The 20,892-nt window shown below is 63.9% G+C and carries 25 protein-coding genes and 1 riboswitch; of the genes, 5 read left to right on the top strand and 20 right to left on the bottom strand.

Annotated features, from left to right (window positions below; translation table 11 throughout):
• On the bottom strand, positions 1-429 hold the full coding sequence (locus ACIQUS_RS22775) for a tetratricopeptide repeat protein (RefSeq protein ID WP_403051840.1): 429 nt from the start codon (positions 427-429) through the stop codon (positions 1-3).
• A gap of 958 nt (positions 430-1,387) precedes the next feature.
• On the opposite strand from ACIQUS_RS22775, the gene ACIQUS_RS22770 reads away from it, so the two are divergent.
• From ACIQUS_RS22770 to ACIQUS_RS22760, 3 genes are all read left to right on the top strand, one after another.
• Positions 1,388-1,612, top strand: coding sequence for a hypothetical protein (locus tag ACIQUS_RS22770; protein ID WP_403051837.1), 225 nt, complete (start codon positions 1,388-1,390; stop codon positions 1,610-1,612).
• A 256-nt stretch (positions 1,613-1,868) separates the two neighbouring features.
• Positions 1,869-2,351 (top strand): hypothetical protein, encoded by a 483-nt coding sequence (locus ACIQUS_RS22765; RefSeq protein ID WP_403051834.1) that lies wholly within the window; start codon positions 1,869-1,871, stop codon positions 2,349-2,351.
• A gap of 146 nt (positions 2,352-2,497) precedes the next feature.
• A complete protein-coding gene (locus ACIQUS_RS22760; RefSeq protein WP_403051831.1) occupies positions 2,498-3,757 on the top strand; it encodes an OmpP1/FadL family transporter in 1,260 nt (419 codons plus the stop codon).
• 45 nt (positions 3,758-3,802) lie between these two features.
• On the opposite strand, the gene ACIQUS_RS22755 is transcribed toward ACIQUS_RS22760, so the two are convergent.
• Positions 3,803-4,735: a LysR family transcriptional regulator gene (locus ACIQUS_RS22755; RefSeq protein ID WP_403051828.1), complete on the bottom strand. Its 933-nt coding sequence runs from the start codon at positions 4,733-4,735 to the stop codon at positions 3,803-3,805.
• Between the two features lie 116 nt (positions 4,736-4,851).
• Here ACIQUS_RS22755 and ACIQUS_RS22750 point away from each other — a divergent pair, with 116 nt between their 5' ends.
• The gene (locus ACIQUS_RS22750; protein WP_403051825.1) at positions 4,852-5,115 is read left to right on the top strand and encodes a DUF2798 domain-containing protein; all 264 of its coding nucleotides are present in this window, start codon (positions 4,852-4,854) and stop codon (positions 5,113-5,115) included.
• A 9-nt stretch (positions 5,116-5,124) separates the two neighbouring features.
• On the opposite strand, the gene ACIQUS_RS22745 is transcribed toward ACIQUS_RS22750, so the two are convergent.
• From ACIQUS_RS22745 to cobO, 14 genes are all read right to left on the bottom strand, one after another.
• Positions 5,125-5,676, bottom strand: coding sequence for a glutathione peroxidase (locus tag ACIQUS_RS22745; RefSeq protein WP_403051822.1), 552 nt, complete (start codon positions 5,674-5,676; stop codon positions 5,125-5,127).
• Positions 5,677-5,718: 42 nt separating this feature from the next.
• Complete coding sequence (locus ACIQUS_RS22740; RefSeq protein WP_403051819.1) at positions 5,719-5,841, bottom strand: hypothetical protein; 123 nt, start codon at positions 5,839-5,841, stop codon at positions 5,719-5,721.
• Entirely contained in the window at positions 5,838-7,040 is a 1,203-nt protein-coding gene (locus ACIQUS_RS22735) for an MFS transporter (RefSeq protein WP_403051817.1), read from the bottom strand. Before ACIQUS_RS22735 ends, ACIQUS_RS22740 begins: the two co-directional genes overlap by 4 nt.
• Positions 7,041-7,102: 62 nt before the next feature.
• Positions 7,103-7,507: a MarR family winged helix-turn-helix transcriptional regulator gene (locus ACIQUS_RS22730; protein WP_403051814.1), complete on the bottom strand. Its 405-nt coding sequence runs from the start codon at positions 7,505-7,507 to the stop codon at positions 7,103-7,105.
• A gap of 50 nt (positions 7,508-7,557) precedes the next feature.
• Positions 7,558-8,286 (bottom strand): adenosylcobinamide-GDP ribazoletransferase, encoded by a 729-nt coding sequence (locus ACIQUS_RS22725; protein ID WP_403051811.1) that lies wholly within the window; start codon positions 8,284-8,286, stop codon positions 7,558-7,560.
• Between the two features lies 1 nt (position 8,287).
• On the bottom strand, positions 8,288-8,854 hold the full coding sequence (gene cobC, locus ACIQUS_RS22720) for an alpha-ribazole phosphatase family protein (protein ID WP_403051808.1): 567 nt from the start codon (positions 8,852-8,854) through the stop codon (positions 8,288-8,290).
• Complete coding sequence (gene cobT, locus ACIQUS_RS22715; protein WP_403051805.1) at positions 8,851-9,906, bottom strand: nicotinate-nucleotide--dimethylbenzimidazole phosphoribosyltransferase; 1,056 nt, start codon at positions 9,904-9,906, stop codon at positions 8,851-8,853. Before cobT ends, cobC begins: the two co-directional genes overlap by 4 nt.
• Positions 9,903-10,424 (bottom strand): bifunctional adenosylcobinamide kinase/adenosylcobinamide-phosphate guanylyltransferase, encoded by a 522-nt coding sequence (cobU, locus tag ACIQUS_RS22710; protein ID WP_403051802.1) that lies wholly within the window; start codon positions 10,422-10,424, stop codon positions 9,903-9,905. The genes cobT and cobU overlap by 4 nt, the downstream gene beginning before the upstream one ends.
• A gap of 1 nt (position 10,425) precedes the next feature.
• A complete protein-coding gene (locus ACIQUS_RS22705; RefSeq protein WP_403051799.1) occupies positions 10,426-11,880 on the bottom strand; it encodes a cobyric acid synthase in 1,455 nt (484 codons plus the stop codon).
• Entirely contained in the window at positions 11,877-12,869 is a 993-nt protein-coding gene (gene cobD / locus ACIQUS_RS22700; RefSeq protein WP_403051796.1) for a threonine-phosphate decarboxylase CobD, read from the bottom strand. Before cobD ends, ACIQUS_RS22705 begins: the two co-directional genes overlap by 4 nt.
• On the bottom strand, positions 12,862-13,770 hold the full coding sequence (gene cbiB / locus ACIQUS_RS22695) for an adenosylcobinamide-phosphate synthase CbiB (protein ID WP_403051793.1): 909 nt from the start codon (positions 13,768-13,770) through the stop codon (positions 12,862-12,864). The genes cobD and cbiB overlap by 8 nt, the downstream gene beginning before the upstream one ends.
• Positions 13,770-14,417, bottom strand: a complete 648-nt coding sequence (gene bluB / locus ACIQUS_RS22690; RefSeq protein WP_403051790.1) for a 5,6-dimethylbenzimidazole synthase — start codon at positions 14,415-14,417, stop codon at positions 13,770-13,772. Before bluB ends, cbiB begins: the two co-directional genes overlap by 1 nt.
• The gene (locus tag ACIQUS_RS22685; RefSeq protein WP_403051787.1) at positions 14,414-15,709 is read right to left on the bottom strand and encodes a cobyrinate a,c-diamide synthase; all 1,296 of its coding nucleotides are present in this window, start codon (positions 15,707-15,709) and stop codon (positions 14,414-14,416) included. The genes bluB and ACIQUS_RS22685 overlap by 4 nt, the downstream gene beginning before the upstream one ends.
• Positions 15,706-16,317 (bottom strand): cob(I)yrinic acid a,c-diamide adenosyltransferase, encoded by a 612-nt coding sequence (gene cobO / locus ACIQUS_RS22680; RefSeq protein WP_403051784.1) that lies wholly within the window; start codon positions 16,315-16,317, stop codon positions 15,706-15,708. The genes ACIQUS_RS22685 and cobO overlap by 4 nt, the downstream gene beginning before the upstream one ends.
• A gap of 166 nt (positions 16,318-16,483) precedes the next feature.
• Positions 16,484-16,709: riboswitch (cobalamin riboswitch) on the bottom strand.
• A gap of 149 nt (positions 16,710-16,858) precedes the next feature.
• Between cobO and ACIQUS_RS22675 the strand changes: the two genes are divergently transcribed.
• Complete coding sequence (locus ACIQUS_RS22675) at positions 16,859-17,437, top strand: hypothetical protein (RefSeq protein WP_403051781.1); 579 nt, start codon at positions 16,859-16,861, stop codon at positions 17,435-17,437.
• Between the two features lie 101 nt (positions 17,438-17,538).
• Here the strand turns inward: ACIQUS_RS22675 and ACIQUS_RS22670 are convergent, their stop codons facing one another.
• The 4 genes from ACIQUS_RS22670 to ACIQUS_RS22655 form a co-directional block, all read right to left on the bottom strand.
• Entirely contained in the window at positions 17,539-18,069 is a 531-nt protein-coding gene (locus ACIQUS_RS22670; RefSeq protein ID WP_403051778.1) for a C40 family peptidase, read from the bottom strand.
• Between the two features lie 135 nt (positions 18,070-18,204).
• Positions 18,205-18,837 carry a C40 family peptidase gene (locus ACIQUS_RS22665; RefSeq protein ID WP_403051775.1) on the bottom strand — a complete coding sequence of 211 codons (633 nt, stop codon included), beginning with the start codon at positions 18,835-18,837 and terminating at the stop codon, positions 18,205-18,207.
• 116 nt (positions 18,838-18,953) lie between these two features.
• The gene (gene hda, locus ACIQUS_RS22660) at positions 18,954-19,658 is read right to left on the bottom strand and encodes a DnaA regulatory inactivator Hda (protein ID WP_028943584.1); all 705 of its coding nucleotides are present in this window, start codon (positions 19,656-19,658) and stop codon (positions 18,954-18,956) included.
• Positions 19,659-19,815: 157 nt separating this feature from the next.
• On the bottom strand, positions 19,816-20,889 hold the full coding sequence (locus ACIQUS_RS22655; RefSeq protein WP_403051771.1) for an AI-2E family transporter: 1,074 nt from the start codon (positions 20,887-20,889) through the stop codon (positions 19,816-19,818).
• Positions 20,890-20,892 lie beyond the last annotated feature (3 nt).

Raw genomic sequence — 20,892 nt, 5'->3', positions numbered from 1 at the left:
TCATGCGTCCACCAGGTGTTTGAGCAGACGTCGGGCCTCCTGGGAGCCCTGGCTCGCCGCCAGTTCCAGCCAGTAGCGGGCCTGTTCGGGTTCGTTGACCTGCGGCTGGGCACACAGCCGACCGTATTCGAGCTGGGCACGCCGGTCACCGGCACGGGCCGCCTGGCGCAACAGGTCATGACCGATGCGTCGGTCACGGGCATTGCCGCAATCACGACAGAGCATTTGCCCCAGGCGGCTCTGGGCGACCACCACCCCCTGGCGGGCCGGTTGTTTGAGCAGGCGTCCGGCAAAATGCTTGATATTGGGGTTGTCACCCAGGCGCGGGTTGTCGAGCAGCCACAGGGCGACCTTCAAGGAGAAACGCTTGGGCTCGGACGAAGGCGATTGTGGGGAAGCATTTTCAGGAGGGTTAGCACGAAACTTCATGACAAACAGCGAAGGCAACTCGAGAGGCGCGCCACTCTACCCCATTTTTCTGACAATGGCCCGAGCGTTTTCCACACTTTTTTCAAAATATTTCTGTGTTTATTTATTGACGCTGATCCGAGGAATTTATCCCGATGAGAAGCCCACCTGACGATTGTCCGACACATCGGAAAAAGCTGGCACGCCCGTCCTAGAGCAAGCGCTCGGGACAATCCACAGAAGCTGTGGATAACTCGGTGGACAACCCCCTCCAACACCCCGCAAACCCCTATGGAATGGGGCTTTGGCTCAAACTGTCGATTTTTTCACCAGCTAAAATAAGTGTTTTTTTTCATTGACTTAAGCGCTTAGCCAAGTCATTGGCGGGTCGCTCGGGTGCTGTTGCAGGGCTGTAACATCGATTGCGCCAAGTGTGTACAACCGCCCCAAAGAAAGGCAGATCGCTGCACGAATTTGGCACGTTGCCTGCCTTGCGCCCGCAAAACTGCCCTTCCCAGCGAGCCAAAAACACGCGATACTGATCGGCTTCCCCGATGAAAAACCCATATTCCTTGCCAAGACCCGGCCAGTGCTGTAGTCTTGCCGCCGTTAGTACCAAGCTGAAAGTCAATTCTGGCCAAAGCAGTCCTTTCAGTGCCCTGCCCACCTCCGGACAGCGCCTGTTGAAACCAGGACCGGCCCACTCGATGGTTCCCAGGTAAATCTCACACTTACCCTGACCGAACCAACCTGCAGATTGATCAGGATCTTCACCCCGCGGCATAGAACCTCGACCCGGTGTGTTGCCTGTCCTCTGACGTACCTACCAGTCAGCCCCAGCGCCACATGATCAATGCGCCCACAACTGGCTGCCCTGTTCCAGTCAGGTTCTTCGCCCAGGCCTAAATGCCGGCGTTACTGGAACGTTTTAACAGTGCACGGATCGAAACCGTGTCTATTGCAGGAACATCCAATAACTATGACTCACTCTACCCATACTCAGGCTGCGATTCGCACCCTATCCCAGGCATTTGCCCCACTGAACTGCTTGATCCTGGCGTCGCGCAAAGGCGGCTTCAGCTTCACCCTGGTCAATGAGCACGGCATTGCCCGTCACAGCGAGCGCCTGTACCCCGAGCAGTACAGCGAAGCCGAACCGCTCCAGGCGGTGATCGAGCGCACCCGCCAGGCCCTGGTTGCCTGATTCGCGCTGTCGCTGCACCGCTCAAGCCCCGCCCTCTGGCGGGGCTTTTTGTTTCCAGGCCCCAGGAATGGCCTAATCACTCCACGGCATATGATTTATAACTGGAAGCTGCAAATGTTTTTAAAACAGGCCTTTACAGCTCGAATATGACACTACACTTCAACTCAAGCGGCCCAAGCCGCTTCCGGCGGGCCTGACCGACTCACCAGCTGCCAAGCTCCAGTGTCCGCCGGCCATCTTCAAGTTCGAGGGCTTTATGGGTATCGCCGCGAGCGAGTTGAGCCAGTTTGTCATCCGCCCGACCCTGATCTACCTGGGTCGTCACTGTGCAAGCGCCGAAGCTTTGTTACTGGGAGTTGCCGCCAGCCAGTCGGCCCTGGGTTCGGCCCTGCACGACCGCCGTGGTCACGGCCTCTACCGCATCGGCGAACACCGCCATCAGACGCTCTGGGATCAGTTCCTGGCCCGCGACCCGGAACTGGCCAGCCTGGTTCGTGGCCTGGCCAGCCAGCACGCCTTTCTCAGCGGCCCGCACCTGGAACTGACCGTCAACCTGCGTTACGCCACCGCGATCGCCTGGATGCTGATCGAGGAACAGGCGCCGAAACTCCCCGCTGCCGATGATCTTCTGGGCTTGGCGCGCATCTGGCGCCAGACCTTCCAGCCCCAGGGACGCCTGCGTGATTTCACCTGCGCATGGGAAACCTGCATCGCCCCTGTGACTCTTCAAGCCTGCTGATAGTCACTGAACTCCATTTTGGGAGAATCCCCGCAATTTTGGTCGGATTGTCCTACAAAACCGCTCTATCTCCAGTGTTTCAGCCTATAGCGCTGAGGTCGAAATGTTGGTAATTTTCGCCCCGGAGATCCCAAGGAGTTCTAATAATGAAAAAAGTAATGCTCAAAACCTCTCTCAGCCTCGCCGTCACACTCGCCTCGACTCAACTGTTCGCCAGCGGCTTCGCCCTCAACGAACAGAGCGTCAGCGGCATGGGCACAGGTTTCGCGGGTCGTTCTTCTTCTGCCGATGACGCCAGCACTGTTTTCGGCAACCCTGCCGGTATGTCGCGCCTGAAACGTGAACAGGTCACCGTAGGTGGCGCGGCCATCATCGCCAAGTCCGACATTTCGGGCAGCGGCACCTTCGGCGGCAGCACCGATGGCGACATGGTTCCTGTCGTCGGCGTGCCCATGGGCTTCTACGTCAAGCCTATCGACGATCACTGGAGCGTCGGTTTCGGCGTCTACGCACCCTTCGGCCTGGTGACCGACTACGAAAGCGACGCCGCCAGCCGCTACTGGGGCAAGAAAAGCTACGTTGAAGTCATCACCTTCCAGCCGACTGTCAGCTATGCCTTCAACGACAAGGTCTCGATCGGCTTCGGTCCGACCTTCAACCGTATCAAGGGCGAGCTGAGCTCGAACATCCTCAACCCACGCACCCCGGGCCGCAACGACGGCGAGGTGAAGATCAAGGGTGACGACGTCGCCGTCGGCTACAACATCGGCGTGATGGTCCAGGCCACTGACAGCACCCGCCTGGGCCTGACCTACCACTCGATGGTCGACTACAAGCTCGAAGGCAACACCAAGATCAACTCGGCCCTGATCGGCCCGTTCAGCGGCAGCAAGTTCGACGCCGAACTGAAGATCAAGACCCCCGAATCGGTGGACATGTCGGTCACCCACGAGCTGGATGACCAGTGGACCCTCTACGCGGGCAGCACCTGGACCCGCTGGAGCCGCCTGGAAGCCATCACCGTCACCAACGAAGTGCCTGCGCCGCTGGCCGGCCCGTTCGGTACCATCAGCGAAGAGCAGAACTGGCACGACACCTGGGCTCACGCCATCGGTGCCTCGTACAAGCTGAACAAGCAGTGGGTATTGCGCACCGGCTTCACCGTCGACCAGTCGCCGACCAACAACCACGACCGTTCGCCACGTATCCCGACCGGCGATCGCAAGGTCTTCAGCCTGGGTGCCGGCTACAGCCCGAACGACGACATGACCATCGACCTGGCCTACTCCTACCTGTGGGAAGAAGACACCAAGGTCAACCTGAGCAGCCCGACCAAGGGTGCGTACAACGCCAAGTACGAGAACAGTGCTCACGGCCTGGGGGCCTCGCTCACCTACCGCTTCTGATTCATCCCCCTGCTGCACAAAAAACCGCCGGATCCGGCGGTTTTTTTATGCCGCAGAACCAGGCCAGGTCCCGGCCAGGTTTTCCTGCAGGTAATCCATGAACGCCCGCACCTTGGGGGTTATGGCAAAGCGGTCGGCGACACACAGGTAGATGTCCATCGGCTCGGTTTGCGCATAGGCCTGGCTCGGCTGCGAGTATTCGAACAGTGCCACCAACTGCCCTCGCTCGATAAAGGGCCTGGCGATGAACTCGGCCAACCGGGTAATGCCGCCATGGTGGGCAGCCATTTGCGCCAGCACTTCGATGTCGTCGCTGATCAGCACATCGCCGAACTCGGCTTCAAAGCGCAATCCATCACGCACAAAACCCCAGCGCAGGAATCGCCCGTCCACCGGGTAGCGGAACACCAGGCAGCGGTGCGCCTTGAGCTGCTCCGGCGCTGCCGGCCAGCCCGCTTGAGCCAGGTAGTGCGGGGATGCGCAGCAAATGAACGGGACCTGGGCAATACGCCGTGCCAGCAAGCCGTCGTCCAGTTGAGGCTTGATACGGATACTCACATCCACGCCCTCCCGGGCATGGTCGACTCGCCGATCATTCGTAACCAATTCAATCGAAAGCTGCGGATAGCGAGCATTGAACGCGGGAATCAACGGTGCCAGCACATGACGGGCGAAGGCCGAGGACGAAGCGATGCACAGGCGCCCCTTGGGTTCGCTGTCGGGCGTCAGTACAGCCAGGTGCGCCTGCTCGAGATCACGCTCGATGTGCTTGACCTTCTCGTAGTAGAGCGTGCCACTGGGCGTCAATGCCATGCTGCGGGTGGTTCTCGACAACAAGCGTACGTCCAGGTGCGCTTCGAGGCGGGCAATGTTCTGACTGACCGCTGCCGCACTCAAGCCCAGGCTGCGGGCGCCACCGGCAATGCTGCCAGCCTCCACCACCTTGATGAAACTCTTGATCGAGCCCAGTAGATTCATACGGATCAATCCTGCATTCGTAAGAATCCCTTTATAAACACCTAAGCCCCGCAGGTCTACCGGACGCGGCTGCCTGCTTGTTAGGCTGCGCTACCCGATTCAGTCCAGGAGCACGCATGAGCATCACCACCACTACCCGCAACCGCCGCAAGCTTGGCGCTCGCGCCACCCCGTACGTGTTCGCCTTCTACATGTCGGCGATCATGGCCATGCTGATGTGCCTGGTCATCACGGCGGCCAATTCAGGCATTGACGAGCACCTGCTGGGCAAGGCGCTCAAGGCCTATCAGTTGGCCATGCCGGTCGCCTTCGCCTGCGTGCTGGTGGTGCGCCCACTGGTGCTCAAGCTGGTGGCCTGGACCGTCCACCCCGGCAACTGAAGCGGCCATTCACGGCTGCGAAGCGATGGCTTTCTCGATGGCGGCGGTGAATGCCGGATCGTCCGGCTTGGTCAGGCTGGAGAAACTACCGACCACGTTGCCCTGGCGATCGACCACGTACTTGTAGAAATTCCACTTCGGCGCGCTGCTCTGCCTGGCCAGCTCAGCGAACAGCGGCACGGCGTCTTTGCCACGTACCGGCTGGGCCTTGGTCATGGTGAAGGTGACGCCGTAGTTGGCGTAGCAGACCTTGGCGGTCTTCTCGGCGTCGGCGTCTTCCTGCTTGAAGTCATTGGAGGGTACACCGAGCATCTCCAGGCCTTGCCCATGGTAGGCCTTGTAGACCCCCTCCAGGCCCTCAAACTGCGGAGCAAAGCCACAGTAGCTGGCGGTATTGACCACCACCAGCGGCTTGCCGGCAAAGCGCTGGCACAGGTCGATCTGCTCCTTGCCGCGCAGCTCCGGCAGGCTGCCCTGAAGCAGCGCCGGGCAATCGGCCGCCTGCACGAGCGCGGCGGCCATCAGGGAAAACAGTGGAGCCAACATCCAGCGTGTGCGCATTGTTCTCTCTCCGTTGAACCACCTAAGAAGTGCAGAGTACTCCTAGCACACGCCCATGCCCAACTGCATCAACGCCAGGCCACCCTCATGCCAACCCCACCAGACCAGGGCCAGCAGCAACAGCGCCGCCAGGGCCAGCAGTCCGCGCAGGGCCAAGCGGTTCATGCCGCTTGCGCCTGCAAGCGGGCCACAGGACGCTCGCGCACCGGCCAGTTGAGCGCCGCCGCCAACAGGCTGAGCAGGATCGAGATCTGCCAGACCAGGTCGTAGTTGCCGGTCTGGTCATACACCACCCCGCCCAGCCAGCCACCCAGGAACGCACCCAACTGATGGAACAGGAAGACAATGCCGCCCAGCATCGACAGGTTGCGCACGCCGAACAGGGTCGCCACCGTACCGTTGGTCAGCGGTACGGTCGACAGCCACAACAGACCCATGGCGATACCGAACAGGTAAGCGCTGAACTGAGTCACCGGCGCCCACAGGAACAGTACGATCACCACCGCTCGCAGCAGGTACAGGGCCGTCAGCAACCGCGGCTTGGACATGCGCCCGCCCAACCAGCCGGCCGTGTAGGTGCCGACGATGTTGAACAGGCCGACCAGGGCCAGCACCGTGGTACCGACGGTGGCGGGCAAGTGCTGGTCGACAAGGTAGGCCGGCAGGTGCACGCCGATGAACACCACCTGGAAGCCGCAGACGAAAAAGCCCAACGCCAGCAACCAGAAGCCGGAGTGCGAACAGGCTTCGTGCAAGGCCTGGCCCAGGGTCTGCTCAACGCCGTGACTGGGCAGTGGCCGGTCCTTGAGCAGGCTCACCAGCGGCACGATGAAGGCCACCGCCAGGCCCAGCACCAGCAAGGCCGCCGACCAGCCCAGCCAGCCGATCAGGCCGAGGGTGCCCGGCAGCATGGCGAACTGGCCAAAGGAGCCTGCAGCGCTGGCAATGCCCATGGCCATACTGCGCTTCTCGGCTGGCACGGCGCGGCCGACCACGCCGAGAATCACCGAGAACGAGGTACCCGACAGGCCGATGCCGATCAGCAACCCGGCACTGAGCGACAGGCTCAGGGCCGAATCGGACATCCCCATCAGCACCAGGCCGGCGGCATAGAGGATACCGCCGACGATCACCACCTTGGCTGCACCCAGGCGGTCGGCCAGGGCGCCGGCAAACGGCTGGGCCAGGCCCCAGATCAGGTTCTGTAGGGCAATGGCGAAAGCGAAGACTTCACGCCCCCAGCCGAAATCCGCGCTCATGGGGGCCAGGAACAGGCCGAAGCCATGTCGCACGCCCAGGGACAGGGCGAGGATCAACGCCGCCCCCAGAAGAATCCAACCACTGGTTTTCCATACCGATGTCATGCTTGTTCTCTCCCGGAAGCCGCAAGGTTATACGGGTATATACCCGCTTTTATGGGTAAAAATCAGGACAACAATTCCAGCAAGCGTACCAGCTCTTCGCGCTGCCCTTCGCCCAGGGTGGTGATCAGCTTTTTCTGCGCCTGCTCCCAGGCCGGCTGCGCGGCCTGCAAACGGGCCTCGCCCTGTTCGGTCAGCAGTACCAGGCGGTTACGCAGGTCCTGCCCTTCGGCCAACGCCACCAGGCCTTCGGCTTCGAGCACCTTGAGGTTGCGCCCCAGGGTGCTACGGTCCAGGCCCATGGCCTCGGCCAGGGTCGAGATGCTCGGCTGATCGAGACGTCGCAAGTGCCGCAACAGGGAAAACTGGGCGACATTGATCCCGAAGCCTTCGAGCGCCTCGTCATAGTGTCGGCTCACCCCACGGGCAGCACGACGCAGGTGGGTACAGATGCATTCACTGGTCAACATAATGCGTGTATATACCCGCATTGGTTCGACGGCAAGTTTTTCTTCATTCGCTAGAGCACCAGAGCGATCAATACCACCAGTTCCACAAGCTCCAGCAAGGCGCCGGCGGTATCGCCGGTGGTGCCGCCCAGGCGCCGGATCATCAACTGCCGCAAGGCGAAGAATGCCACTGCCGCCACCAGCACCGCCCACAGCCCGGTGAGCCCCGCCAGCAGCCAGCAGGCGCCCACGCAGGCCAGCAGCACCAGGCGCGCGCTGCGGCCCGGCAGGTGGTCGGCCAATGCCTGGCCCAAGCCACCGGCGCGCACATAGGGCGTGCAGAGAAACAACGCCAGCAGCGCCGCCCGGCCTATCAGTGGCACCAGCAACAACAGCACGCCCTGATCACGTTCAACCAGCGCCAGCAAGGCACAGAACTTGAGCAGCAACACCAGCACCAGGGTGACCACGGCTATCGGCCCGCTGCGTGGGTCTTTCATGATCAGCAAGGTGCGCTCGCGATCGCCAAAGCCACCCAGCCAGGCATCGGCGCTGTCGGCCAGGCCATCCAGGTGCAGGGCACCACTGAGCAGTACCCAGGCGCTGAGCAGCAAGGCCGCGTGCAGCAGCAACGGGCTGCCATCGAGCACGGCGTTCAGCCCCCACAGCAGGCCGCCGAACAGCAGGCCCACCAGCGGGTAGCACAGCAGCGAGCGGCCCATCTGCTCAGGAGCCGGCATGCCGGGCAGGCGCACCGGCAGGCTGCTGAGAAATTGCAGGGCGATCCAGAAAGGCAGCATCTCAGTACTCCCGCAAGGTGCCGTCGGCGCGCACCTCAAGCCGGCACAAGGCGCCATGAGCGACTTCGACCTGCAGCAACTGCTCGCGCGGCAAGCCGCGGGCGCGGGCCAGCAACAGGCGCATCACCCCGCCGTGGGTCACCAGCAGCACACGCTTGCCAGCGTGCTGGCGGTGCAGCGTGGCAATGGCATCCAGCACCCGGGTGGAAAAATCACTGACCGGCTCACCCCCGGGTGGTGTGTAGGCATAAGGATCGGCCCAGAACTGCCCCAGTTGCTGCTCGTGAGTCAGCATCAGGTCAGCGGCGCTGCGCCCTTCCCACTCACCGAAATGCAGCTCCTGCAAACCGGGCTCCAGTTGCAGCGACAACTGCCGTTGTTCGCCAAGCCTTCGGGCAAAGTGCGCACAGCGTTGCAGGGGCGAACTGACCAGGACATCCCAGGGGCCGCCATCGGCCACGGCCGCCTGCATCTGCTCCCAGCCCCTGGCGGTCAGCGCATCGTCCAGGCTGCCGCGCAGGCCGCCGCCCAATTCGGTTTCGCCATGGCGCAGCATGTCGATGATCATGCCGGACGGTCCGCCACCGCCGCTTCGGCGAAGGTCGCCATCTGCCCGTGCAGATCACACGCCAGGCGCAACAAGGGCACCGCCAGGGCCGCACCGCTGCCCTCGCCCAGGCGCAGGCCGAGCTCCAGCACCGGCTCGGCGTCAAGCTCGGCCAGCAATCGACGATGACCGGGCTCGGCGCCACGGTGACCGAACAGCAGCCAGTCGCGGCACGCCGGGTTGATGCGCACCGCCACCAGTGCGGCCACGGTGCAGATGAAGCCATCGACCAGTACGGTGACACCGGCCTGGGCACACCCCAGGTAAGCACCAACCAGCGCGGCAATCTCGAAGCCGCCCAGGCAGAACAAGGCCTGCAAGGGATCCGCCGACAGGTCGCCGTGCAGTGCGAGGGCGCGTTCGATCACCTCGGCCTTGTGCCGCACGCCAGCGGCATCCAGGCCGGTTCCCGGACCGCTCAGCTCACTGGCCGGGCAACCGAGCAAGGCACAGGCCAGGGCGCTGGCCGACGTGGTATTGCCGATGCCCATCTCGCCGCCGATGAACAATTGCGCGCCAGCGGCCGCCGCACGCAGTGCGCTTTCACGGCCACCCTGCAGCGCCAGCACGCCTTGCTCACGCGTCATCGCTGGCGCCTGGGTGAAGTTCGCAGTACCCGGACCGACCCCCAGGTGAAGCACCCCCGGCAGCTTCAAGCGGGTGTCGATGGTACCCAGGTCGACCACCGCCAGTTGCGCTCCCAGTTGCCGCGCCAGCACGCTGATCGCCGCACCACCGCCGACAAAATTCTGCAGCATCTGCCCGGTCACAGCCTGCGGATAGGCGGAAATACCTTCGGCGACCACGCCATGGTCACCGGCAAAGATCACAATACTGACCTGATCCAGGCGGGGCTTGAGTTGCCCCTGCAGGCCGGCAAGCTGTACGGCGATCTGTTCCAGTCGCCCCAAGGAGCCTGCCGGCTTGGTCAATTGCTGTTGACGCGCCAAGGCCTGTTCATGGGCTTGCAGGTCAACGGTATGGCAGGCGTCAAGCCACCAGGTCTGACTCATGGTGCGGATCCTTTGAGGGTTAGGGGCAGCCCGGCGACAGTGAGCACCACGCGCTGGCAGCGCTCGGCAATGGCCTGGTGCAGCCAGCCGGCTTCATCGACATAACGACGGGTCAGCTCGCCCATCGGCACCACGCCAAGGCCCGTTTCGTTGCTGACCAGGATGATCTCGCCCGCAAGCGTAGCCAGGCAATCGAGCAAGGCGCTACGTTCGGCGGCCAGGCGCTCGGGGTCGTCCAGCATCAGCAGGTTGGTCAGCCACAGGGTCAGGCAGTCCACCAGCAGGCAGCGGCCGTCACTGGCGTGGGTACGCAACACCTCGGCCAGGGCCAGGGGCTCTTCGATCAGCCCCCAAGTGGCGGGCCGGCGTTCGCGGTGCAGTTGCACCCGGGCGTTCATCTCGCCATCGAGCGGTTCGCTGGTGGCGATGTAGGTGACTGGCAAGCCGCTGCGCTCGGCCAGTTGTTCGGCCAGGCGGCTCTTGCCGGAGCGGGCACCGCCGAGGATCAGGTTGAGCATGTCAGTTCAATCCGCACAATTGACGCAGGCGCGTGGTGTCCAGGTGCTGCTCGACCAGATCGGCCAGGCGCTCGATATCGCGTTCGCGCAGGGCCTGGTAATCGATCAGCTCGACGTCCGCAAGACCGGCCCAGCGCAACAACGCAGCGCAGGACTGCGGGCTTTCGAACAGGCCGTGCAGGTAGGTGGCCAGGATCTGCCCGTCGGCGCTGATGGCGCCATCACAGCGACCGTCCGCCAAGCGCACCGCCGGCCGCTCGAGCGCCGGGCCACAGGTGACCCCGGCATGAATTTCATAGCCGCTGATCGGCGCCTGTTCCAGTTCCAGGGTGCCACTGACGTTGCGCAGCTGCTTTTCGGCTTCCAGCACCGTGACGAAATCGAGCAGGCCCAGGCCGTCACTGCTGCCCGCCGCCCCTTCCAGTCCCAGCGGGTCGTCCAGCTGTTGGCCGAGCATCTGCAGGCCGCCACAGATGCCCAGCAGCTTGCCGCCATAGCGCAGGTGACGCGTGATCGCCTGGTCCCAGCCGCGGGCACGCAGTTGCGCCAGGTCGCCGCGCACGCTCTTGGAGCCGGGCAGGATGATCAGGTCGGCTGGCGGAATGGCATCGCCGGGACCGATGAATTGCAGGTCCACCTGCGGGTGCAGGCGCAGCGGGTCGAAATCGGTGTGGTTGCTGATCCGTGGCAGCACCGGCACGATCACCTTGAGCGCGCGCGCCGCCTTGTCGCCCTGGCGCTGGTCGATGCCATCCTCGGCCTCAAGGTGCAGGTCCATCACATAGGGCAGCACGCCCAGCACCGGCTTGCCGGTTCGCGCTTCGAGCCAGTCCAGGCCCGGCTGCAGCAAGGCGATATCGCCGCGGAAGCGGTTGATGACAAAGCCTTTGACCCGCGCCTGTTCACTGGGCGAGAGCAATTCCAGGGTGCCCACCAGGTGCGCGAAAACACCGCCGCGGTTGATGTCGGCGATAAGGATCACCGGGCAGTCCACCGCCTCGGCAAAGCCCATGTTGGCGATATCGCCAGCGCGCAGGTTGATCTCGGCCGGCGAGCCGGCCCCTTCGACCATCACCACCGGGTAGGCAGCGCTCAAGCGCTGGTGGGAGGCCAGCACCGCCTGCATGGCGATGGCCTTGTAGTCGTGATAGGCCACCGCGTTCATGCTGGTGACCGCGCGGCCGTGGACGATCACCTGGGCGCCGGTGTCGCTGTTGGGCTTGAGCAGCACCGGGTTCATGTCGGTGTGGGGCGCAAGCCTGGCCGCCTGGGCCTGGACCGCCTGGGCCCGGCCGATCTCGCCACCGTCGGCGGTCACCGCGCTGTTGAGCGCCATGTTCTGCGGCTTGAATGGCACCACCGCCACGCCCTGGCGCAACAACCAGCGGCACAGTGCGGTAACCAGGGTGCTCTTGCCGGCATCGGAGGTGGTGCCCTGCACCATCAAGGTACTCATGGGTGTTCCTTGCGATAATCGTTGAAGGCCTGCGCCAGGCGCTGGAAATCCCGGTCGCTGGCCGGCAGGCCGAAACGCAGGCTGGCAGGCGCCGTGAACAGGCGCAGGAGAATGCCGCGCCGGGCCATGAATTCATGCAGCTGTATGGCCTGATCGGTCACCACGTACTGGAACAGGTCACAGCCACCGGTGGGGACAAAGCCGGCATCACAGAGCACGCTCGCCAGACGCTGGCTGGCCTCGGCGCAGCGAATGACCTGCTGCTGGTGCGCAGCAGTGTCGAGCAGGCAGGCCTGGCCAAGGATGCGGGTCGGCCCGCTGACGGTCCAGGGTCCCAGCAACTCGGCGAGTTGCAGCAACAAGGCGCGCTCGGCCAGGACAAAGCCCAGGCGCACACCGGCAAGGCCGAAGAACTTGCCGAACGAGCGCAGCACGATCAGGCCGGGGCGATCGGCGTGGGTGGCAATGCTGTGCGACGGGGTGTTGTCCATGAAGGCTTCATCGACCAACAACCAACCGCCTCGACTCACCAGGCGGGCATGCCAGGTGAGCAGCTGTTCGGCTGGCAGCAGACGGCCAGTGGGATTGTTCGGGTTGACCACCACCAGTACATCGAGGCTGTCGAGCACCTGCTCGACCTGCTCTTCCCGCAGCTCGATCAGTTCATGACCGGCGCGCCGCCAACCCTCGGCATGCTCGGCATAGCACGGCGACAACACCCCGACCCTGCTGCGGGCACGCAACTGCGGCAAGGCCTGGATCGCCGCCTGGGAGCCGGCGACCGGCAGCAGTGGATTGACGCCGTAATAAGCGGTCGCCGCCTGCTCCAGGCCGTCATCGGTTTCCGGCAGGCGCGCCCAGGCACGCAACGGGATCTCGGGAATGGCAAAGGACCAGGGCGCGATACCGCTGGACAGGTCCAGCCAATCTTCCCGGGGGATGCCGTAGTGCTGTATGGCGCGTTGCAGGCGCCCGCCGTGTTCAAGCATAGAGTTCCGCTCCCAGGCACAACAGCAGCAGCCACAACCAGACACCCTTGCAGACCAGGCGCCAGCCACGTTCGATGGCGTCGGCGTCGGCCACCGGGCCTTCGCCCAGGCGCGTGCGCTCATGCAGTTCGCCGTGATAGACAGCAGGACCACCCAGCTCCACGCCGAGCGCCCCCGCCCCTGCCGCCATTACCGGGCCGGCATTGGGGCTGTCCCACAAGGGCGCCTGGCGCCGCCAGCAACTCAGGGCCAGGCGGGTCTTGCCGAGCACGGCGTAGGTCAGGGCCACCAGCCGTGCCGGAATATAGTTGAGCACATCGTCGATGCGCGCCGCCGCCCAGCCGAAACGCTCGAAGCGCTCGTTGCGGTAGCCCCACATGGCGTCCAGGGTGTTGCTCAGGCGATAGAGCACCACGCCCGGCGCGCCGGCGACAATGAACCAGAACAAGGCGGCGAACACCGCATCACTGCCGTTTTCCAATACCGACTCGGTAGCGGCCCGGGCCACGGCGGTTTCGTCCAGTTCGCGGGTTTCGCGACTGACCAGGTAGCTGACGCGCTGACGCGCTTGCTCCAGGTCACCGCTGCGCAAGGCGCTGGCCACCGGGATCACATGTTCGCCCAAGCTGCGCAGGCCCAGGGCGCAGTACAGCGCCAACACGTCCACCAGCCAGCCGATATAGGGCAACCAGGACAGCAGCGTGATCAGCAGCGTCAGGGGGATCACCGCCAGGAACCAGGCGGTGACGCCATGGCTGCGCCAGCCACGCCCCCCGGCATTGAAGCGCTGCTCCAGACGCCCGGCCAACCGACCGAACGCCACCAGTGGATGCCGACGCTGGGGCTCTCCCCACAGCGCATCCAGCGCCACGCCGGCAACACTCAGCAACGCCACACTCATCAAGACTCTCCCCACTGGTTTTCAAACAACATGTCGCTCAAGGGCCGCACCGTGGTCCAGCCTTCGAGGGCCAGCATCGGTGCCGGGTAGAACGCCTGGACCGGTCCCAGGCAAAGAATCGCCAGCGGCTTGGCACCTGCCGGCATGCCCAGCAGCGCTGCCAGCGCCACCGGCTCGAACAGCGACACCCAGCCCATGCCCAGCCCTTCGGCGCGGGCCGCCAGCCAGAGGTTCTGGATGGCACACGACAGCGATGCCAGGTCCATTTCCGGCAAGGTCCGGCGACCGAAAATGTGTTTCTCGCGGTCATCCATCAATGCCGCCACCAGCAGTTCGGCGCAGTCGTTGATGCCTTCCACCTTGAGCTGCATGAATTCGTCGGAACGCTCACCCAGTGCCTCGGCAGTGCGCACCCGCTCTTGCTCCACCAGACCCTGGATGCGCTGGCGCAGGTTGCGGTCGGTGATCCGGATGAAACGCCAGGGCTGCATCAGGCCGACACTGGGGGCCTGATGCGCAGCTTGCAGCAGACGCGCGAGCAGTTCGGGCGCCACGTCACCCTGGATGAAATGGCGCATGTCGCGGCGCTCGCCGATCGCGCGGTACACCGCAGCGCGTTCGGCTTCGGTGAAGGCCTGGTCGCTCATGGTGCCAACAGCGCCGCCGACGCCCGGGGATTGGAGGCGAAATAGAAATGCACGTAGGACGCCGTCAGCCGCCCGCAGCGATAGATCGCCTCGGCACCACGGCCGCCATTGGGGCTCTGGCCACGGGCAATCGGCTCCAGCGCGGTACTGGTCAGGGAGTGGTGATAGGTGTGCCCGCGCAGGTTGCCTTCGGGCAGCTCCACCGCCTGCAGGGCCAGGGCGGCCAGGCGCTTTTGCATCACCGCTTCGCCCTGCAGCAGGCCCAGCAGCTCGGCGCGCTCACCGGCCACATCGGTCAGGGCATCGAGCAGGTAGAGCATGCCGCCACATTCGGCGAGCAAGGGCTTGCCCGCCTGGTGGTGGGCGCGAATGGCGCTCAGCATCGGTGCATTGGCGGCCAGCGCCCGGTGGTGCAACTCCGGGTAGCCGCCCGGCAGGTACAGGCTGTCCGCCACGGGCAGGCAGGTGTCATGCAACGGCGAGAAGAACACCAGCTCGGCGCCCATGGCCCGCAGCAAGTCGAGGTTGGCGCCATAGGTGAAGGCAAAGGCTTCATCCCGGGCCACGGCGATGGTCACGCCGTCGAGCAGGGGCGCTGTGTTCAGCTCACTCGGCGCCGCGAACGCCACCGGTGGCGGCAATGACGATTCACAGCTGGCGCCCAGGGCGTCGGCAGCCGCGTCCAGGCGCAGGTCCAGGTCATTGAGTTCACTGGCCTGGACCAGGCCCAGGTGGCGGCTCGGCAGTTCGATGCCGGTTTCCCGCGACAGGCCGCCATACCAGCGCAGGCCCTCGGTCAGGCTGCCTTCGAGCAACTGGGCATGACGCAGGGTGCCGACGCGGTTGGCCAGCACCCCGGCAAACGGCAGGTCGGGCTGGTAGCGCGCAAGGCCCAGTGCCAGGGCGCCGAAGGTCTGGGCCATGGCCGTGCCATCGATCACCGCCAGCACCGGCACGCCGAAGTGACGCGCCAGGTCGGCGCTCGACGGCGTGCCGTCGAACAGGCCCATGACCCCTTCGATCAGGATCAGGTCGGCCTCGCCCGCCGCTTCCCACAACAGGCGCCGGCTCTCCTGCTCACCGACCATCCACAGGTCCAGCTGGTAAACCGGTGCACCGCTGGCCCGCTCGAGAATCATCGGGTCGAGAAAGTCCGGGCCACACTTGAACACCCGTACCTTGCGCCCCTGGTTGCGGTGCAGGCGCGCCAGGGCGGCGGTCACCGTGGTCTTGCCCTGCCCCGATGCCGGCGCGGCGATCAGGACCGCCGGGCAGTGCCGGGTCTGACTCATAGCTCGACGCCCTTCTGGGCACGGATACCGGCCTGGAAGGCGTGCTTGATCATGCCCATCTCGGTGACCGTGTCAGCCAATTCGATCATCTCGTCCTTGGCACCGCGGCCGGTGACGATCACATGCTGCATGGGCGGGCGGGCCTGCAGGTCACTGAGCACCTGGTCTAGGTCGAGGTAACCATGCTTGAGGGCGATGTTCAGCTCATCGAGCACCACGAAGGCGATGTCCGGGTCCTGCAGCATTTGCCGGGACACGGCCCAGGCGGCTTCGGCAGCGGCGATGTCGCGCTGGCGGTCCTGGGTTTCCCAGGTGAAGCCCTCGCCCATCACGTGATAACGCACCTGCTCGGGAAAACGGCGGAAGAACAGCTCTTCACCGGTGCTGTTGCGACCCTTGATGAACTGCACCACGCCGCACTGCATGCCGTGGCCCATGGCCCGGGCCAGCATGCCGAAAGCCGAACTGCTCTTGCCCTTGCCATTACCGCTGAGCACCAGCAGCAGACCGCATTCGTTGGGGGCGTTGGCGATACGCTCGTCGATTACCGCCTTCTTGCGCTGCATACGGGCCAGGTGGCGTTCGTCACGCTCGGTGGATTCAGTCATCGAAGCTCTCCGCAAACCACTGTCGACCGATCCACGACGAGCGTAGCAGCACGAGGCTGTACAGGTTTCGTGGCCAAGGATGGGCGACAGATGAATGGATTAGGCAGACGGAGAAGCGCGCAGGGCCGCGGCACGAGGCCGAAGAAACCGCGCATCACCCTCCGTGATGCCGTTGACTGTAACAGGCCGGTCTCCGGGCTTGTGAGCGGGGACAAGGACACCCGGGGTCGCGCGCCTTCCCGGGTGTCGACACCCAGTGGCCATGCGCGGCCTTGACTCACCTACCGTTGCGGGGGCAGCGCCGGATTCGCGCGCCTTTGCGCGCCCACCGGCTTCCCTGTTTCACCCTGTCAGGCCACAGCCCACAGAGCACCTGAAACAAGTCGCGAAGGTTAGAGGGTTGCACCGGGAGCGTCAATGAAAGGCACCCTACCGGCCTGGATCAATAGCGACCTGATCATCTTGTGTCACCCTGACATCAGTGATATCAAATAGCCACAACCCGGCTGTACTCGATCACAATGATAAAGGAGAGAGCAGCATGCAAGGCCTGATCATCAACAACACGCGTCTGGAATTCCTGCGTCCGGTGCTGGAACGCTGGGTCGAGTGCATCGATCGCTTCAACCAGGTCCTGGGCGATGGCGAAGCCGCCTACTGGCACGGCGCCCAGGCCAACCTCGGCCTGCTGTCGGCAGCGGCCTGGCAAGCCGAGCTGGTCACCCTGGCGCAGCACCAGAGCAAGAAACAGCGTGATGATGGCGACCGCGACGGTCGCTGCGACCTGTACATCGCCAGCCGCGAAGAAGCCGTCTACCTGCAGGCCAGCCAGCGCTGGCCACGGATTGCCAGGCTGGACCTGGCCAATGCCCTGGCCGAAACCGCACAGGCCGCACGGCTGGTCGCAGCGCCAAGCCAGCTGAAAGTCGCCGCACTGTTCGCCAGCCCCTGGAAAGCCGGACAGCACGCCAGCCCCGAAGAACTCCAGGACCTGGTCGACGACCTGCAGAAACACACCGCCTGCGCCATTGCCTGGTACTTTCCGTACGCCTACCGCAAGCTGCACAACGAAGCCGGGCAGTATCACCCCGGGGTCGCCCTGCTGCTCAAGCAGGCCTGAAGTCCCCAATCGCAGGCTTCGCCAGCGCCTACAGGGCTACACCTGCCTGTGGGAGCCGGCGAAGCCTGCGATGCAAGGCGAAGCCTTACCGATGAGGTGGCTCAGGGAACACGCGCCAGTGCAGGCGGCAGGACCCGCTTGGCATTCAGATAGGCTTTCTGCCAGTAGCTGTTGGCCAGGTAATCCAGACGAACGGTACCACCGGTGGCCGGCGCGTGGACGAAACGCCCTTCCCCGACATAGATCCCGGCATGGCTGACCTGGGACCCGCCATTGGTGGCAAAGAACACCAGATCACCCGATTGCAGGTCATTGCGCTCGATGTTCGGTGCGCGGATGCCGATCATTTCCCGGGTCGAGCGCGGCAAGGAAATGCCCGCTGCGTCACGGTAGACGTAACCGATCAGGCCACTGCAATCGAACCCCGAATCCGGTGTGTTGCCACCCCAGCGATAGGGCGTACCCACCAGTCCCAGAGCCCGAAACAGGACATCATCGGCAACCGGGGAAAAGTAAACCTGAGGCGCCATGACCACAGGCTCGACCACTTTGGGCGGGTTCGGGGCATGGCTTGAGCAGGCACCGAGCAGTGCCAGCAGGGAAAGTAGAGCGAAGCGCGCCTGAATCGCCATGGTCAGAACATCCTGTCTGAAGCCGTCCCGGGGATGAGCCGGAAAATAGTTGAGAAATTAGATTAGACGCTTTCTATAAACACGCACGGCGACGCGCTTTTCAGCTACGTCGCCGTGGGATTGCAAGGCTCATGATCAGTTACGCGAGATAACGGTCTCGGTCGGTGCCATGGCCAGTGCACGTTTGGCTTCGATGAAGGTCTTGCTCCAGTAGCGGTCACCGAGCTTGTCGATGCGTACGCCACCGCTGCGGCGGCTACTGGAGTGGATGAACTGATCGTCGCCCAGGTAGATGCCGGCATGGCTGACACGCCCACGGCCATTGGTGCTGAAGAACAGCAGGTCACCTGGCTTGAGGTTGTTACGGGCAACCAGTGGCGCATTCACGTTGATCATTTCGCGGGTCGAACGCGGCAGCTTCAGGCCAGCCTCTTCGCGGAACAGATAACCGATGAAACCGCTGCAATCAAAGCCCGACTGCTCGGAGGTGCCACCGAAACGGTAACGGGTACCGATCAGCGACATGCCACGCTCGAGGATGTTGTCGGCCAGTGCCGGCAGCTGGTAAGGCTTGCTGCTGGCGAAATTCTGAAGATCTACTTCGGTGGCCAGCTCTTCCTCGAACAGCGATGCGCTGGAGGATTTGGCCGAGGCCTGGGTGGCTACCGGTTGTTGAACCTGCTGCTGCGAAACAGGGCCATGGGCCGCGCAGCCAAAAAGCAGGGTCACAAGTGCGAGGGGCACGAGGGGTGCGAAGCGCTTTAGCATGGGCACGACCGTGTCTTTTGATTTAGTGAAGGCGAGACTATGCCTTCTATCGCATCGATTTGCAAATTCAATCGAAAAAAATGTGACTTTTATGTGCCGAGGCTCTAGCGCCTGCCTTACCAGCCTAAAGTTTCTTTCAAAAACGGGATGGTGAGCTTGCGTTGTGCCTGCAACGAAGCCTGATCGAGGCGCTCGAGCAAGTCGAACAGGGCACTCATGCTACGCGTGCCACGGGTCAGGATGAAATGCCCGACCTCGTCGGTCAGGTGCAGGCCACGACGCGAGGCGCGCAATTGCAGGGCGCGCAGCTTGTCTTCGTCCGACAGCGCACGCATCTGGAAGATCAGCGCCATGGTCAGGCGCGACTTGAGGTCGGCGAGCTTGATCGGCAGTTCCCGTGGCGAACTGGAGGCCGCCAGCAGCAGACGCCGGCCACTGTCACGCAGGCGGTTGAACAGGTGGAACATGGCCTCTTCCCACTCTGGCTTTCCGGCAATCACATGCAGGTCGTCCAGGCAGACCAGTTCGTACTGTTCCAGGTTATCCAGCAGTTCGACGCCGCGGTCGAGCAGTTGCGCCAGTGGCAGGTAGACAGCGGGCTCGCCCAGTTGCTCGAAGCGCAGGCAGGCGGCCTGCAAGAGGTGGGTACGACCGACGCCCTGCTTGCCCCAGAGGTAGATCAGGCTTTCGGTCCAGCCGGCGTCGGCTTCGCAGAGTCGCTCGACGTAGCCCAATGCGGCGGCGTTGGCACCCGGATAGTAGTTGATGAAGGTGGCGTCATCACGCAGACGCACACCCAGGGGCAACTGGATCGGTTTCATGCTGGCTGGGCGGATCCGAAGAACCACAAGGGGCCTTTTGTGAAAAGTCTGCAAAGTTTATACCCGTGGCGCCGGTCGCACAATCGGCGTGGACCACAAGCAAAATCAAAGGCTTGCATCGGCAGACGGCAACCGATGCAAGCACTTGGCTATTAACCTAGAGATCCGGGTCGATCTCGCCGGCATAGATGCCCGACTCTTTATAGAGGTCATGCACGTGGCGCAGCAGTACCATGATCACCGCGGCCACCGGCAAGGCCAGCAGCACCCCGGTGAAGCCGAACAGCTCACCGCCGGCCAGGATGGCGAAAATCACCGCCACCGGGTGCAGGCCGATGCGGTCACCCACCAGCAGCGGCGTCAGGACCATGCCCTCCAGGGCCTGGCCCACCATGAACACCGCCGCGATACCGAGCAACGGGTAAGGATCGCCGCCGAACTGGAACAGCCCGGCAATCATCGCCGCGCCGATGCCGATGATGAACCCCATATAAGGCACGATGGCCGCCAGCCCCGCCAGCAGGCCGATCAGCAAGCCGAGCTCCAGGCCGACCAGCATCAGGCCGGAGGCATAGATCACCCCCAGGGCCAGCATCACCAGCAACTGGCCACGGACAAAGGCGCCGAGCACTTCGTGGCACTCACCGGCCAGGGCCACCACCCGCGCCTCGCGCTGGCGCGGCAGCAGGCTGCGGATCTTGGCCATCATCAGGTCCCAGTCACGCAGCAGGTAGAAGCTCACCACCGGGATCAGCACCAGGTTGGCCAGCCAGCCCAGCAGCGCCAGCCCGGACGCCGTGGCCTGGGACAGGATGACCCCGACGATGTCGGTGGTCTGGCCCATATGGGCACTGATGGCTGCCTTGATCTTGTCGAACTTCCAGAACCCTTCGGCCAGGCCAAGGCGCGTTTGCACCCAGGGCAAGGCGTCGTGCTGCAGCCAGTCGAGCATCTGCGGTGCCACCTCGTACAGCCGGACCAGCTGCCTGGCCAGCATCGGCACCAGGACCAGCAGCAACAGGGTCAGCAGCAAGGTGAACAGGGTGAATACCAGCACCACGCCCCACGTGCGGGACAAGCCGGCACGCTCAAGGCGGTCGACCAGCGGATCGGCCAGGTAGGCCAGCAGGATGCCGACCAGAAACGGTGAAAGGATCGGGTGTAGCCAGTACAGCAGCGCGGCGCACAGCAGCACCACGCCGAGCCACACCCAGCGACGCATATCAGTCATGAA

Source organism: Pseudomonas sp. NPDC090755, assembly GCF_044769005.1.
In the GTDB taxonomy this organism is placed as follows: Bacteria; Pseudomonadota; Gammaproteobacteria; order Pseudomonadales; family Pseudomonadaceae; genus Aquipseudomonas.
This window is presented reverse-complemented; position numbering and strand designations above follow the sequence as displayed.

Coding starts and splice junctions, on each gene's coding strand:
- ACIQUS_RS22775 (WP_403051840.1), bottom strand. CDS start 429: ATGAAGTTTCGTGCTAACCCTCCTGAAAATGCTTCCCCACAATCGCCT.
- ACIQUS_RS22770 (WP_403051837.1), top strand. CDS start 1,388: ATGACTCACTCTACCCATACTCAGGCTGCGATTCGCACCCTATCCCAG.
- ACIQUS_RS22765 (WP_403051834.1), top strand. CDS start 1,869: ATGGGTATCGCCGCGAGCGAGTTGAGCCAGTTTGTCATCCGCCCGACC.
- ACIQUS_RS22760 (WP_403051831.1), top strand. CDS start 2,498: ATGAAAAAAGTAATGCTCAAAACCTCTCTCAGCCTCGCCGTCACACTC.
- ACIQUS_RS22755 (WP_403051828.1), bottom strand. CDS start 4,735: ATGAATCTACTGGGCTCGATCAAGAGTTTCATCAAGGTGGTGGAGGCT.
- ACIQUS_RS22750 (WP_403051825.1), top strand. CDS start 4,852: ATGAGCATCACCACCACTACCCGCAACCGCCGCAAGCTTGGCGCTCGC.
- ACIQUS_RS22745 (WP_403051822.1), bottom strand. CDS start 5,676: ATGCGCACACGCTGGATGTTGGCTCCACTGTTTTCCCTGATGGCCGCC.
- ACIQUS_RS22740 (WP_403051819.1), bottom strand. CDS start 5,841: ATGAACCGCTTGGCCCTGCGCGGACTGCTGGCCCTGGCGGCGCTGTTG.
- ACIQUS_RS22735 (WP_403051817.1), bottom strand. CDS start 7,040: ATGACATCGGTATGGAAAACCAGTGGTTGGATTCTTCTGGGGGCGGCG.
- ACIQUS_RS22730 (WP_403051814.1), bottom strand. CDS start 7,507: ATGTTGACCAGTGAATGCATCTGTACCCACCTGCGTCGTGCTGCCCGT.
- ACIQUS_RS22725 (WP_403051811.1), bottom strand. CDS start 8,286: ATGCTGCCTTTCTGGATCGCCCTGCAATTTCTCAGCAGCCTGCCGGTG.
- cobC (WP_403051808.1), bottom strand. CDS start 8,854: ATGATCATCGACATGCTGCGCCATGGCGAAACCGAATTGGGCGGCGGC.
- cobT (WP_403051805.1), bottom strand. CDS start 9,906: ATGAGTCAGACCTGGTGGCTTGACGCCTGCCATACCGTTGACCTGCAA.
- cobU (WP_403051802.1), bottom strand. CDS start 10,424: ATGCTCAACCTGATCCTCGGCGGTGCCCGCTCCGGCAAGAGCCGCCTG.
- ACIQUS_RS22705 (WP_403051799.1), bottom strand. CDS start 11,880: ATGAGTACCTTGATGGTGCAGGGCACCACCTCCGATGCCGGCAAGAGC.
- cobD (WP_403051796.1), bottom strand. CDS start 12,869: ATGCTTGAACACGGCGGGCGCCTGCAACGCGCCATACAGCACTACGGC.
- cbiB (WP_403051793.1), bottom strand. CDS start 13,770: ATGAGTGTGGCGTTGCTGAGTGTTGCCGGCGTGGCGCTGGATGCGCTG.
- bluB (WP_403051790.1), bottom strand. CDS start 14,417: ATGAGCGACCAGGCCTTCACCGAAGCCGAACGCGCTGCGGTGTACCGC.
- ACIQUS_RS22685 (WP_403051787.1), bottom strand. CDS start 15,709: ATGAGTCAGACCCGGCACTGCCCGGCGGTCCTGATCGCCGCGCCGGCA.
- cobO (WP_403051784.1), bottom strand. CDS start 16,317: ATGACTGAATCCACCGAGCGTGACGAACGCCACCTGGCCCGTATGCAG.
- ACIQUS_RS22675 (WP_403051781.1), top strand. CDS start 16,859: ATGCAAGGCCTGATCATCAACAACACGCGTCTGGAATTCCTGCGTCCG.
- ACIQUS_RS22670 (WP_403051778.1), bottom strand. CDS start 18,069: ATGGCGATTCAGGCGCGCTTCGCTCTACTTTCCCTGCTGGCACTGCTC.
- ACIQUS_RS22665 (WP_403051775.1), bottom strand. CDS start 18,837: ATGCTAAAGCGCTTCGCACCCCTCGTGCCCCTCGCACTTGTGACCCTG.
- hda (WP_028943584.1), bottom strand. CDS start 19,658: ATGAAACCGATCCAGTTGCCCCTGGGTGTGCGTCTGCGTGATGACGCC.
- ACIQUS_RS22655 (WP_403051771.1), bottom strand. CDS start 20,889: ATGACTGATATGCGTCGCTGGGTGTGGCTCGGCGTGGTGCTGCTGTGC.